This is a genomic window from Mucilaginibacter corticis, from assembly GCF_007558865.1.
In the GTDB taxonomy this organism is placed as follows: Bacteria; Bacteroidota; Bacteroidia; order Sphingobacteriales; family Sphingobacteriaceae; genus Mucilaginibacter; species Mucilaginibacter corticis.
The window spans coordinates 274,467-288,877 of sequence record NZ_VLPK01000003.1 but is presented as its reverse complement, the minus strand read 5'-3'; the positions used below and the strand labels follow the sequence as shown (position 1 = coordinate 288,877).

General features: G+C 43.0%; 10 protein-coding genes. 5 read left to right on the top strand and 5 right to left on the bottom strand.

Features of this window, described 5'->3' with window-relative positions:
• The first annotated feature begins 34 nt into the window (after positions 1–34).
• From FO440_RS16540 to FO440_RS16530, 3 genes are all read left to right on the top strand, one after another.
• Positions 35–376, top strand: coding sequence for a HopJ type III effector protein (locus FO440_RS16540; protein WP_144249392.1), 342 nt, complete (start codon positions 35–37; stop codon positions 374–376).
• A gap of 335 nt (positions 377–711) precedes the next feature.
• Positions 712–1,071, top strand: a complete 360-nt coding sequence (locus FO440_RS16535) for a response regulator (RefSeq protein ID WP_144249391.1) — start codon at positions 712–714, stop codon at positions 1,069–1,071.
• Between the two features lie 183 nt (positions 1,072–1,254).
• A complete protein-coding gene (locus tag FO440_RS16530; RefSeq protein WP_144249390.1) occupies positions 1,255–1,794 on the top strand; it encodes a hypothetical protein in 540 nt (179 codons plus the stop codon).
• Positions 1,795–1,880: 86 nt separating this feature from the next.
• Here FO440_RS16530 and FO440_RS16525 read toward each other — a convergent pair whose 3' ends face one another.
• Together FO440_RS16525 and FO440_RS16520 are read right to left on the bottom strand one after the other, a co-directional pair.
• On the bottom strand, positions 1,881–2,315 hold the full coding sequence (locus FO440_RS16525; RefSeq protein ID WP_144249389.1) for a hypothetical protein: 435 nt from the start codon (positions 2,313–2,315) through the stop codon (positions 1,881–1,883).
• Between the two features lie 83 nt (positions 2,316–2,398).
• The gene (locus FO440_RS16520) at positions 2,399–5,113 is read right to left on the bottom strand and encodes a PQQ-dependent sugar dehydrogenase (RefSeq protein ID WP_144249388.1); all 2,715 of its coding nucleotides are present in this window, start codon (positions 5,111–5,113) and stop codon (positions 2,399–2,401) included.
• Between the two features lie 161 nt (positions 5,114–5,274).
• On the opposite strand from FO440_RS16520, the gene FO440_RS16515 reads away from it, so the two are divergent.
• Positions 5,275–7,476 carry a GH92 family glycosyl hydrolase gene (locus tag FO440_RS16515; RefSeq protein ID WP_144249387.1) on the top strand — a complete coding sequence of 734 codons (2,202 nt, stop codon included), beginning with the start codon at positions 5,275–5,277 and terminating at the stop codon, positions 7,474–7,476.
• A gap of 4 nt (positions 7,477–7,480) precedes the next feature.
• Here the strand turns inward: FO440_RS16515 and FO440_RS16510 are convergent, their stop codons facing one another.
• Complete coding sequence (locus FO440_RS16510; RefSeq protein WP_144249386.1) at positions 7,481–8,500, bottom strand: cytochrome d ubiquinol oxidase subunit II; 1,020 nt, start codon at positions 8,498–8,500, stop codon at positions 7,481–7,483.
• A gap of 123 nt (positions 8,501–8,623) precedes the next feature.
• Positions 8,624–9,934 (bottom strand): cytochrome ubiquinol oxidase subunit I, encoded by a 1,311-nt coding sequence (locus FO440_RS16505; protein ID WP_144249385.1) that lies wholly within the window; start codon positions 9,932–9,934, stop codon positions 8,624–8,626.
• A 329-nt stretch (positions 9,935–10,263) separates the two neighbouring features.
• On the opposite strand from FO440_RS16505, the gene FO440_RS16500 reads away from it, so the two are divergent.
• Positions 10,264–12,861 (top strand): M1 family metallopeptidase, encoded by a 2,598-nt coding sequence (locus FO440_RS16500; protein WP_186292706.1) that lies wholly within the window; start codon positions 10,264–10,266, stop codon positions 12,859–12,861.
• 210 nt (positions 12,862–13,071) lie between these two features.
• Here FO440_RS16500 and rseP read toward each other — a convergent pair whose 3' ends face one another.
• The gene (gene rseP / locus FO440_RS16495; protein WP_144249384.1) at positions 13,072–14,409 is read right to left on the bottom strand and encodes an RIP metalloprotease RseP; all 1,338 of its coding nucleotides are present in this window, start codon (positions 14,407–14,409) and stop codon (positions 13,072–13,074) included.
• Positions 14,410–14,411 lie beyond the last annotated feature (2 nt).

Genomic DNA, 14,411 nt, shown 5'->3' with positions numbered 1-14,411 from the left:
AAATGCTATTTTCGGGCAAAATTATTATTGAATAATGGAAGAAAAACTACCCGGATTAATAGCTTCACTAAGAGCAGGTTCGCTGTCTTTTGCTGATGTGATCAAATTTATTGAAACTTACTACCGGCATCAGCCAACTGCATTTAAAAATGGCGACGTTTACAACGAGGCAACGCAAAACCAGGGCAGTGCCAAAGTCTTTTCATTTGCCAAATTGAATAATCTAACCAAGGAAGATACCCTGTATTTATTTGCAGAACACTACCAATCGGTATTGGCTAACCCAGATGCAATAAATCATCAGAATATCCGCCAGTTTATGGCACATGGCTGGCAGGGTGTGGTTTTTGAGGGTGACGCACTGGTTTTAAGATAGCAGCATTACTACGCTCGGGCAAGATGCCATCTGTCCCACGCATGTGTGTGACAGATGGGACAAGTGGGATAGTTTTTTTATTAATCTATTGAAAATAAATAGGTTATTCAAAAAATTGGTGGGCCAAAATGAGCCAGTGTATTAATTAGTAAATTTATAGCTGAAAAGTGTGTAAATGTCTGTTTATCAAACAATTGAATTTTGGTGGTTTTTTATCAATAAAACTGCAGTGAGACAGAAATTAATGAGTAGCTAAGGATAGCATAATCTGTCAAAAGTCAAACATTTTAAGAATACGCTTGAGCTATTAGGCATCACCGTTGTATCTTTCGCCCATGCAATCTAAACATATTGTTGTTATTGATGATGATGAGGAACTTCTCAATATACAACAGGAGGTGTTAATACATGCGGGTTACCGTGTTACCGCCATACATCATATCCAGTCGCTTGAAGCTTTGCTGTGTCTTGATGCCGATTGCTTTATCATAGATGAGCAAATGCCGGTAATAAGCGGCCACATCGTTTGTATCTACCTGCGTTCAAAACCTGCTGTTGCACATATTCCTCTTGTTTTGATCTCATCACATCCCAAGCTGGATCATTACTCTGAACTTTGCGGTGCCGATGTATGTCTGGCCAAACCTTTTAACCTGCAGAAATTACTTGCTACTGTTGAGCGGCTGCTTAATTAAACTATAAAAGCACATACAGCATCTCTTTCTCTCCGTCATTAGCTTTGCGCAAGCTTAAATACTTATCAATCCACTTTTTGAACGACCTGTTGTTATTTCGATGCAAAACGATTTCATAATCAATTAATTAAATCAAATTGTTTATATTGGCTATTTATTGCTTACCCTAACCATATTAAACAGATGAAAACTAAAAAACTGCTATTACCTGGCGTTTTATCATTCGCCCTGGCCATTACCACGATGTATGGCTGCAAAGAAAAAACCGCAGGCACACAAGATACGCCTGCTTCAGATAGTACAGCGCAGTATCCTTACACCATCAAACATCCCGATAATTGGGAGGCAGGCAATACCGCAAATACGCTGATCGCATTAAAAAGCTTAAAAGCCTGGGAAGCAGGAAAAATGGATGAATCGATGAAATATTTTGGCGATTCTATTCTATTGCAGTTTGACGGGCCGGATAAAAAACTGCCTAAAGATAGTCTAAAAGCAATGTTCGTGAGCGATTGGAGCAGCTATAAAACAGTTAAGGTAAAAATGCAGGATTGGGAATCTGTTATATCGAAAGATAAAAGTGAAGAATGGGTAACGCTTTGGTACAGGCAGGTTTGGGAAACCAAAAAAGAGGTTAAAGATTCTTTAGATGTTACTAATGATCTGCTGATAAAAGACGGAAAAATAACCAGGTTATCAGAGTATACCAGGAAACTGCATTAAGATTGGCGGGTGTACGATATTATCCCCATGCACATGTTTCAGTTTAGTGAAATGTAACTTTAACAAGTAAAGGAAAATTAATATTTTCATTTGAGATATTTTTTAAGTGTGTCGCCAAGATTGTGACTACCTATATTCTTGATTATGAAATTTCTAATGCTATTTTGGAAATTTTTAACCTCTTGCTCAAACTCATCAAATTTTACAATGATTGTATTTGTCGAAAATGAAGGAATAATACTCACATTTGATTTGTCTTTTAAAAATGTAATTGTCTCAGCTGATTCAGTGAACTCAAATGTTTCGGTTATACTTTCTTCATTTCTAATCCCCACTACTATTTGTGTTAAACAAAATGAAAAATCTAAAAGAGGTATCCATTCCCATCCCATATCTATCACTTTATCATCTGTAACGAAGTAAATACTACCTAAAAGAAAATCATATCTAAGGTCAACTTCCGTAAAAAATTCGACTCTATCAAACGATTGTGTTATTATTTGGTAATCTATTTGAAACATCTGATTTTAATTATAAAAGCCAAATGCTGATGCAAGTATGCAGCACCAGCATTTGGGGTAGATTACTTACAACTTGATGTAATTTACTTCCCTTTCTCAAAACTCACCCAATACAATTCAATTTCGCCTTTGGCCGATTTCGGGTTTTTGGTGAACACAAAATAAAGGTCATGTTTGCCATTTGGATCGCTGATCGCGGTGCTTTGTTCTGTATGTTGCTGGCCATCTGCAGCGGCAAAGTTTAGTGTGCTGATAACAGGCCCTTCGGGCGATCCGGTATGCACTTCTATGGTACCGTTCAGTTTTTTCGAAAAGTAGCTATACGTTAACTGGCCTATATTTTTAAGGTCGACATTCTTCAGGGCAAAGTATGCACCGTTTTCATTCGCAAAAGCCGCCTGCTCATGTTTCTCGATATTATTAAGCACATCCGCATTGCCTATCTGTACTCTAGCCGGGCGCAGCACAAGCGATTCGGTTGTGGTAAGCGGCGTAATGGCGCCGCCTTTGTCTGTGTATGACGCAGTTAAAATATACCTGCCTTCGTTATTGTTGCTTACATGGTCCTTCAAGGTCAGCGTTCCCTGTCGCGGTAAATTGGCGGCAGGCTTGGCATCATTAAGTGTTAAAATGTATTTCACAATTTCTGATGCATCGTCTTTACTTAACTGCGGGTGCGCGCTCATGGCATGCTCGCCCCAAACGCCGTTACCGCCTTTAATGATTTTTAATGCCAGCGTATTAACCGCTTCCTTATTGCCTGCATAGCGCTTGGCAACATCAACAAAGGCAGGGCCCAATACCTTGGTATTAACGGCGTGGCAGGCTTTACAATCGCTTTTAGCCATTAATGCTTTGCCATAGTTATAGTTTGCCGCCGTGGCCTGGTTATTCTCAACCCGGGCAATATAGTTCACTGTTATCTTGGTTCTTTTCGGGTCGATGATCTTATCCTCACGGTCTTTTATCGCCACATTATAATCAAAGGTCTGCTCGCCGGGGAAGAAGAAGCTGCTGTTTGAATTAGTGCTGATAGCCACCTGTGGTAAAGTATTACCCACCTTGATCACCTTGGTATCGGTCGAACTTGCACCCGCGGCGTCAGTAACTTTTAGCGTCACTTTGTACACGCCGTTCTTACGGAAAGTGTAAACCGGCTTTTCTACTGTAGATATTACAGTTTTACCATTCAGGATCCATTTGTAGCTTAATTTATCACCCGCATCAAAATCGTAGCTCTTTTGGTTAAGCGCAACTTTGTATGGAATTAAACCGATGGTGTCCTGTGTCGCTATCTTGGCTACCGGCGCGCGGTTACCGGCATTGTAATCTACCCGTACCAGGCGCGCGTCAGGATTATCCAAACCATAGGCCGAACCATATTCCAGTACATAGAATGACCCGTCCGGGCCAAATTTCATATCAATAGGTCGCCTGAAATCGCCGTTGGTTTCCATTAGTTGGTCAAGGTCGGTATAGTTCAAATTATCGTCCATGCGTACGCCGAAGATCCAGCTGCGCATGTAATCGCCCACAAATAAAACCTTGTCGTAGTACTGCGGAAACTTAGTTTTTGATTTAAGCGTCGGATCATAATGGTACACTGGTCCGCCAATAATGCAACGCCCGCCTTTACCCAATATCGGAAACTCGGGCGAAGTATCATAAGGAAACCAAACCATGGCTTTTTGTGCAGGCGGAAGGATCTTTAAACCGGTATTATTGGGCGACGCGTTTTCGGGGGCGTTTACATCAAACAACTCACCGATAGCTTTGGTGGTAAAATCATATTTATTGTAAGGTTTATTATTGCCCACAAAAAATGGCCAGCCAAAGTTGCCGGCTTTTCTGGCCTGGTTAATCTCGTCATAGCCGCGCGGGCCTTGTTTACCATTGGTGCCGGCATCCGGGCCAACCTCGCCCCAGTAAAGCGTAGTCGTCGCTTCGTCTACCGAGATACGGTAGGGGTTACGGCAGCCCATTACGTAAATTTCGGGCAGAGTTTTAGCCTCGCCTTTTTTAAACAGGTTGCCTTCGGGGATGGTATAAGTGCCATTAGCTTCCGGGTGGATACGCAGTACCTTGCCGCGCAGATCGTTGGTGTTACCTGCCGAGCGCTCGGCATCAAACGTCTGGCGGTTTTCGCGCATGTCGATAGGGGCATAACCGTCCGACTCGAAGGGCACGGTATTATCACCGGTAGATAAATACAGGTTTTTGTTTTTATCCCAGGCCATACCACCGCCCGAGTGCGCGCTTACTTCGGCATCTAACGGGACATCAAGCAGTGTTTTTTCCGATTGAAAATCTATTTGATTGGCTTTGCTGATGGTATAGCGTGCCAGCCGGTTTACCAGGCCGCCGTTTTTGTCTGTCGAGTAGTAGAAATAGATATAGTTGTTGGTTTTAAAATCCGGATCAATGGTCATACCCAACATACCTTGCAGGATCTTATCTACCGCTTTAACCGGGAACTTATAAACCAGCGTTGTTTTTTTATCCGCAGCGGTGTACACATAAAAATTACCCGAACGTTCAATAAAAAATACTCTTCCATCTGTAGTTACGGCCAGCTCCATAGGTTCATTCAAATCGTTTGACAATACGGTTTTTACAAACCGGTTATCCTCGGGCTTTTTTAGCGCCGGCGCATTTAACTGATTGGCCTTGCTTTTTATTTGTTTTTTAGATGGTGCGGGTACACCATTGTCAGGCGTATTAAAAGCGAGTAAAGCTGCCGAAATACCAATAGTACAGCATGCGGCTATGCCGGCTTTAAAGTATTTTAATTTATGCATGAAAGAGATTTAGTTATTTGTACGACTAATTAACTTAGGTTTTGCTTTACAATTCTACTATTTTACAATTTAACATCCATTAAAAACAGTAACATTTTTAACATAAAATAAACACCCAAAACGCTATTGTATATATTTGAGTGAACCAACAACCCTTAAAAATGAGAGCCCGCCTTAAAAATGTTTTAAATGCTGCTGCGTTGACCATTATAGCGTCGACCGCGGTTAATGCGCAGACGACTACCTACACCAAATATGTAAACACTTTTGTAGGTACAGAAGCCGTTGCCGACCCTAAGATACTGGGTTATGTAGCGCCTAAAAACTGGCGGCCATGGTCGGGGTTAACGTTCCCGGGCAGTTCATTGCCAAACGCTATGGTGCAGGTTAGCCCCATGACCAAATACCAGCCGGCAGGCGCGGGTTATGAGTATGAGGATTCGACCATTGTATCTTTTACCCACACCAATAAAGGGCACTGGAATTTTGGCAACGTGCCTATTTTGCCAATGTCAAAGCCGGGTGCCACCATAGGTTCAAAATTTTCGCATAAAAATGAAAGCTCGTCACCCGGTTATTACCAGGTTTATCTGGAGGATTACGGCGTTAACGTGCAGCTGACATCAACTTTAAGATGCGCTTACTATAAGTTTGATTATAAGGACAATAAGGATAGGCAGATATTGTTTGATCTGTCAAAAGCGTTAAGCGGTGTTAGCAGCTGGGAGATAAACCAGGATGGCGATTACGCGGTTAAAGGTTTTCAGGGTGGAGAGAATATTTATTTCTACGCGGTATTCAGTTCAAAGATCGCCAGCCTGGCAGATACCCACGGTACAACCACAAAAACAGTTAGGAACAGAGAGGTGAGCGCGCCGAGCGGCAATGCCATAGTGCACCTGGTTGACGACGGTAAGCAACCCGTTGAATTGAAAATAGGTTTCTCATTTGTGAGTACTGCCAATGCCAAAATGAATCTGGATAAAGAAGTCGGCAATAAATCATTTGCGACTATCCGCAGCGACGCTAACCAAACCTGGGAAAACCTGCTGTCAACCATACAGGTTAAAGGCGGTACCGAAAAGCAAAAGCGCATGTTGTACTCGTGCTTTTACCGTTCGTTTTTATGGCCGGTTATCCGCAGTGATGTGAACGGGGATTTTACGGATATCGATAAAAAGGTAGTAAATACCGGGATCACTTACTACACCGAGCCATCATTATGGGATACCTACCGTAACAAGGATGTGCTGCTTGAACTGGTAACGCCAAATGTTACCCTTAATGTGATCAAATCATTAGAAGACAAAGGCGATAAGACAGGCTATATCCCTACATTTTTCCATGGCGATCATGGGGCATCATCTATTGCAGGCGCTTACCTGCGCGGGATTGATGGATTTGATATCAAAGACACTTACAAGATCCTGTTAAATAACGCTTATGTGCCGCCAACTAATCCGCGTGGCGGGGGGAGGCAATACCTGGATGAGTACTTGCAAAAAGGCTACATCTCTGACCCTGAAATTGAGAACGCTACTGAAACCGCTAAAGGCAGGGCAGGGGTATCAAAAACTTTAGAGTACTCGTATGATGATTATTCGATTGCCCAGATAGCTAAAAAACTGGGTGACACTGCCAATTACAGGAAACTGATGGCGAGGTCTAAAAACTATAAGAATGTATTTGATAAGTCGGTTAACTTTATGCGTGGCCGGCTTGAGAATGGGGGATGGGTGCAGAATTTTAACCCGCAATATCCATATTACGAGTGGCAATTCCGCGAAGCTAATGCCTGGCAGGTATCTTTCTTCGCGCCGCATGATATGCCGGGTTTGATCGAGCTTTATGGCGGTCCTGCTAAGTTTGAGGCCAAGCTGGATTCATTCTTCACCACTCCGTGGAACCCGCATTACATAGCCCGTAATGTTGAAACTTTTATCGGCCAGTATTGCCAGGGTAACCAGCCCGATCATGAAGCGCCTTTCTCTTACACGTTTATCGGCAAGCCTGAAAAGACGCAAAAGGTGTTGGATAACATCATGAATAACCTGTACGGTATAGGTCCAAGAGATATCGAATTGGCGGGTATGGACGATGCAGGCGAGATGTCGGCGTGGTTTGTATTTAGTTCGCTTGGCTTATATCCCGTATCGCCAACGGATCCAAAATATATTGTGACCGCACCGTTGTTCGACGAGGTGAAATGGCGTACCAGTAATGGTAAATACATCACCATATCAAAACCCGGTAAGGGCAGGGGGATTACCTCAATAAAGGTTGATGGTAAACCTATAGGCGGTTACTTTGTATCGCATGACTTGTTTAAAAATGGCGGTACAATAGCTATCGCGACGAAATAACGGCTTAATCGTGCCCGCCGCCGCGCCTGCTTCTGAAACTGTAGAATAGATAGAACAGCGCAGGTAATATAAATAAGCTGCCAACTAATAAAGCAGCGCCAAGATCATCAATGGTGTTTGCATTTGCATGGTCGGTAAGTAATGAAAAGTTTTGACCGTTTTTACCCATAACAAAATTAGGGTAATGCGTATAGCCTACAGATAGCAGGATCATACTCACCTGGAACGCGGCAAAAATGCGCGGGATCTGTTTGCGCCCTTTACTTACCGTTATCCAAAGTAATACCAGCGATACTGATGCCGCAATTACAGCGGTTAAGCTAACCGGGTTGCCGAAGATCCAGTGTGCCATGCGGATATTATTTGTTTCGGCAGCGAGAAAGACCAATCCCCCGCAAAAGAAAGCGATGCCGTTTAGTATCTTGGCTTTTTTAATGAAGCGTTTAACATCGTAATCGTCGTCGGCTTCGCCAATCAAGTAAATGGCGGCAAGGAAACCGCAAAGCGCCACTGTAAATAAACCAACAGCGATAGAGAACCAGTTGAACCAACTATACACGTATGCCGAAAGGAAATCGGTTGCGGCAAAATCTATCTGCCGGGATATGGCGCTACCGGCAATTATCCCCAGGAACAACGGCGTTAAAAAGCTTGAATAAACAAAGATATTGTTGTACAGGTATTGCGTACGTTCGCCTTTTATGGCGTCATAGTTACGGAAAGCGAAAGCCGTTCCCCGCGCGATGATCCCCAAAAGCATGATCAGCAGTGGAATGTGCAGGTACGTACACATCTTACTATAAATATCCGGGAAACCCACAAACATAATTACCACGGCAATGATCAGCCACATGTGGTTAGCCTCCCATATCGGGCCAATGGCCTGGTACATGGTGCTGCGGGTACGGTGCTTATTATCGTTTGATGTAAAAAGCTCAATTATCCCCGCGCCAAAATCAGCCCCTCCAAGCAGGAAGTACAGCAGTATAGCGAAGAACAGGAAGATAATTACTACGGTTAACATGTTTTTTTAGAATCAAGAGTCAAGATGCAAGAATCAAGAAAATAATAGTTAAATAAATCAAGATATGCGAGCCGTTTAAAACGGCCGTTTATCCTGATTCTTATGTCTTGATTCTTGTCTCTATTATTTAACATCATAAATCTCAGGTACCATTTTAATTTGGCGTTGCAGCAAAAATATTACCGCTAAACTCAACGTAAAATATATAAAGCTGAATAAATAAAACGAATACTGAATGCCCGGCATAGGCGTAACGGCATCAGCCGTACGCATTACATCCTGGATTATCCATGGCTGTCGGCCAACTTCGGTAACTGTCCAGCCGGCTTCCAGGGCAATGAATCCCAACGGGGTAGCCATAATAAACAGTTTTAAAAACCAAGATCTTGATAGCCAGTCACGCTTTTTCCAGACAGCAATAAAATATAAAATGCCTATCAGCATGGTTAACATGCCAATGCCTACCATTATTTGGAAAGCATAATGCGTAACGGGCACATTTGGCTGATCTTTAGCAGGGATCTGGTCTAATCCCTTAACTTCCTGCTTAAAGTTATCGTTCACCAAAAAGCTTAATACGCCCGGCAGTTCAATGCCGTAGTTTACTTTTTTTTCAACCGTATCCGGAATGCCGCCTATAACCAACGGGGCATAAGTCTGGGTATGAAAATAGGCCTCCATCGCAGCTAATTTGGCCGGCTGCCTTTTGGCGGCGTGCTTGGCTGATATATCGCCGCTTAAAGGCTGCAATATGGCAGCCAGCGCACCAAATACTATAGCTATCCTAAAGGCTTTGGTATGAAACTCAATATTTTGTTTCCGGTAGATCATCAGCGCGTGGATACCAGCAACGGCAAAGCCGGTGGCCGAAAACGCCGCAATGGTCATATGCAGGGCTTCAGAGAACCAGGCGCCGTTAAACATGGCTTTTATAGGGTCGATGTTAAGGTACTGGCCATTTACATAGTCAAATCCCGATGGGCTGTTCATCCACGAATTGGCAGATACCACCAAAATTCCCGATAAAATTCCGCTTACGCCAACCATTACACCTGTAGCCCAGTGGAACCATTTATTAAGCCTTTTCCATCCGTACAGGAAAAATCCGAGGGCTATCGCTTCAATAAAAAATGCCACGCCCTCTAAAGAAAAAGGCATCCCGAAAATGGGCCCTGCATGCTGCATGAATTTTGGCCATAACAAACCTAACTCGAACGAGAGCATAGTACCCGATACCGCTCCGGTCGCAAAAAATATAGCTACGCCCTTGCTCCATGCCTGGGTGATGTTTTTATAGACCGGGTTTTGTGTTTTAATGTATTTGTAGTGCGATATCGCCATGAAAACAGGCATCACCATACCAATACACGAGTAGATGATGTGAAAGCCCAGTGAAAGGGCCATTTGCGATCTGGCGGCTAAAAAATCATTCATGTTTTTGTGATAAACAAGATGCTCAAAGATAAAGCTTATGCGTAACAGACTTGTTATACTTAAAAAATTAAGCTAATACAGATTGATTTTAAATTGATAATTGCCTGATTTTATTGAAGATGATGGCGTAATTTTGTTGATTTTGACCCCTCCCCAGCCCTCTCCAAAGAAGAGGGGGGGTTAGACACAAGACATTAATATTTAAGTCCCTCTTTTTTGGAGAGGGATTTAGGGAGAGGTGTGTAACCTTTTCGCCCCTTCGTTATCTAACATTTTGATAATATACACTGATAGCATATCTTTAACCGATCTCATACTCATACAACAACATGAAAATTAACAAAATGATTTTTGCGCTTTCATTAGCAATAAGCGCGTTCTCTGCACGGGCACAAACCGATACCGCGCATTCAAAATACGATCAGCATAAAGTATTTAAGGCATTATTTTACCAGCAAAACGGTAACCAGTTTCGTACTGCCGGTGGTGCGCCAAGTGCCAAATACTGGCAAAACCGTGCCGACTATAAATTGAATGTAACCCTTGATACCGCTAAACACAGGGTTACAGGTACTGCGCTCATCACTTATACAAATAACAGCCCGGACGGCCTGCCCTTTTTATGGCTGCAGGTTGATCAGAATATTTACCGCGAAGATTCGCGCGCGCAGGCGACCAGCCCGGTTACCGGCGGACGCTTTGCCAATAAAACTTATACCAATGGCGACGAGATAAAAGGCGTGTATATTGTAAGCAACGGCAAGGCCGAAAAGGTTGATTACCTGGTTACAGATACCCGTATGCAGATCAAACTGAAAGATTCGCTTAAGGCAAACGGTAAAAAAATAGATATTAAAATTGACTATGCTTTTGATGTGCCTGAATATGGTACCGACCGCATGGGCCGCCTGAACACCAAAAACGGTTGGGTATATGAAATTGCACAATGGTACCCGCGTATGGAAGTGTATGATGATATCAGCGGATGGAATACCATTCCGTACATGGGCGCATCTGAGTTTTACCTGGAGTACGGCAATATTGATTACACTGTTACGGCTCCTGCAGATTTAATTGTTGCAGGATCGGGCGAATTGCTAAACCCTAACGAAGTTCTATCTGCAACAGCTCTTAAAAGATTGGCGGCTGCGCGGAACAGTGATAAAACGGTAAGCATCCGTGACGAGGCCGATATCGCCAGTAAAACTTCTTATCCGCAGAAATCTACTTTAACCTGGCACTTCTTATGTACAAATACACGCGACGTAGCCTGGGCGGCTTCTAAGGCATTTATCTGGGACGCGGCAAGAATAAACCTGCCAAGCGGTAAAAAAGCGCTGGCGCAGTCTATTTACCCGGTTGAGGTAAATGGCGACAAAGCCTGGGGCAGATCAACAGAATACGTGAAAAACTGTATAGAACTTTACTCGAAAGAGTGGTATGAGTTTACCTACCCGGTAGCAACAAACGTAGCCGGTGTAGTAGGTGGTATGGAGTATCCGGGAATTGTTTTCTGCGGATGGAAATCGCAAACCGGCGAGCTTTGGGAAGTAACCAACCACGAGTTTGGCCACAACTGGTTCCCGATGATCGTAGGATCAAACGAGCGTAAGTTTGCCTGGATGGATGAAGGTTTTAACACCTTTATCAATAAGGTAGATACCAAGGTATTTAACAATGGCGAGTATTATCAAAAAGAGGATGTTCAGAAATCAGCGCCGGCTATGTTTTCCCCGGATGCAGACGCGATCATGAACACGCCTGATGTTATTCAGCCTGATTATTTAGGCTATGCCGCTTATGAAAAGCCTGCTTTGGGCCTGACCATATTGCGTGAGCAGATATTGGGTGAAGAGCGGTTTGATTACGCTTTTAAAACTTACATAAAACGCTGGGCCTTTAAACACCCAACACCGTGGGACTTTTTCCATACCATGGACAACGCGGCAGGCGAGGACCTGAGCTGGTTCTGGAACGAATGGTTTATGGGTACCATGTCGCTTGACCAGGCTGTAAAATCAATAGACTATAATGACAACGACGCGTCGAAAGGCTCGTTAATCACCATTGAGAATTTAGGCGAACTGGCCTTGCCGGTTACCGCTTTAATAAAAGAAGAGAACGGTAAAACCGGAACGGTTAAACTACCTGCCGAGATCTGGCAGCGCGGCGGCACCTGGACCTTCCCATATAAGTCAATATCAAAAATATTGCTTGTAACACTTGATCCTGAGCATGTATTGCCTGATACCGATCCTGAAAATAACTCCTTCAGTGGTGCGCAGATAGATAAGAGTGTTACCGCAGCAGGTGTAATTAAAAATTACCTGGATGCCATTGGCGGTGCAGATAAAGTAAAGGCTATTAAAGATATGACCATAAAGTCTGACGGACCGTTACAAGGAGTTTCGGTAGAAGTGACCAACCGTTATAAATCACCTGATAAATTTAATTATAGCGCTATAGCCCCAACCTATAATAACTTTGTGTTATTGCATTTAAAAGGCAATGCCGATAGTGTAAGCGTGGTGCAGCAAAACCAGCCTGTCCCTGCGCCAAAGGCTTACCAGCATCAATTGGTTGATCGTTTTGGCTTCTTCCCTGAATTGGATTACGATAAATCAGGCTATACTTTAACCTTAGATAATACAATTCGTGCCGTAGGCGAAAAGCTGGCTTACCTGGTTACGGTTACGCACCCTGACGGGATAAAAGTAAAATCATACTTTGATTACAAAACAGGCCTTAAGGTAAAACAGATCACAGATATACCAAACGCGTCAGCAAATGAGTTTAGCGATTACCGCGAGGTGAACGGTGTTAAAATTCCATACAACACCAAAACCGTATTACTGGGTGTACCTGTTGAGTTTAAAGTAAACAATGTATTGGTTAACACAGGTTTAACTAACGAAGAGTTTAAATAGAGACATCAATAAATATTTAATGATCGGCGTTACGAAACAGCGGTTTTGTAACGCCGATTTTTTTGCGGTGTATCGATCATTGTTGGCTATTAGGTATAGGTAATAAATGATTATTTATTGTCGCAAGGATAGCGATTTTAATACTACTGTAAAAACAAAGAAGGCGTTACCATTGGTAACGCCTTCTTTGTTAATTAAGTTTATCTGTTATTAAGACCGGCCTTTCATTACCAGTTTAACAATGTCATTGCCAAAAACAAATACAATTAATGATAATATTAAAACAAAGCCAACCAGTTGGGCGCGTTCTAAAAACTTATCGCTAAGCGGTTTGCCTTTGATCATTTCAACTATTAAAAATATGGCATGGCCGCCGTCAAGCGCGGGGATAGGCAACAGATTTGTAAATGCTAACGCGATAGATAATAAGCCAACTAGTGTCCAAAAGTGAACCCAGTCTACACGCGAGCCAAATTGAGTTGCAATAGCAACCGGCCCGCCTATTACTTTATTAAATTTAGCATCGCCTTTAAAAACTTTACCGATACTTTTTGCTGTGCCTGAAAAATTATTCCAGGCTTTGTCTGCACCAACCGGTAACGACCCGAAGAAGCCATAGTTAATGGTCTGTTCTTTCGGCAGGTCATAAGCCAGGCGCACGCCGATGGTGCCTTCTTTGGTAACGGTAGCTTTTAAAGTTTTGGTTTCATTATGACGGCGCACGGTTAGGTCTACGGCTTTTTCTTTGTTAGCCTGTAGTTGGGATTGAAGCTGGTCAAAATAAACCACTTTAGCAGCATTTACGGCGATAATGCTGTCGCCGTGCATTAAACCGGCTTCCTGTGCTTTACTGTTTGGTAAAACAGAATCAATAGCAAAAGTAGTACGTGGTAAGCTGCTGATGAATTGCTCAAGGCCATAGTCAGACAGATCATTTATAACATTTGCCGGAACTGTAAGATTGAGTGTTTGGTTTCCTCTTTGTACGGTTAAAACCGTATGATCCAACAATACTTTTGAGCTCATCAGATCTTCAAAGCGGTCCACAGCTTTGCCATTTACGGCTATAATCTTATCGCCTGCCACAAGGCCCATCTTTTTACCGATAGTACCCGGTACAATGCCATATTTAACGCTTGAGTTTGCAATATAGCTTTCACCATAACGCGCGGTAAGCATCCAGAAAATAAAGATGGCTAATACTATGTTTACAAATATACCGCCCAGCATTACAATTAAACGCTGCCAGGCCGGTTTTGAGCGGAACTCCCACGGTTGCGGCGGGCCTGCCAATTGCTCAGTATCCATTGATTCATCTATCATACCGGCAATTTTTACGTAGCCGCCTAATGGCAGCCAGCCTATACCATACTCAACATCCTTATAAGTAAACTTAAACAGGCTAAATCCCCATGCGTCAAAAAACAGGTAAAATTTATCTACCTTAATACCAAAAGCCCTTGCGGCTAAAAAGTGGCCCAGCTCGTGCAATATCACTAAAATCGAAAGCCCCAGTACAAACTGGCCAACCATAATTACTATACTCATTC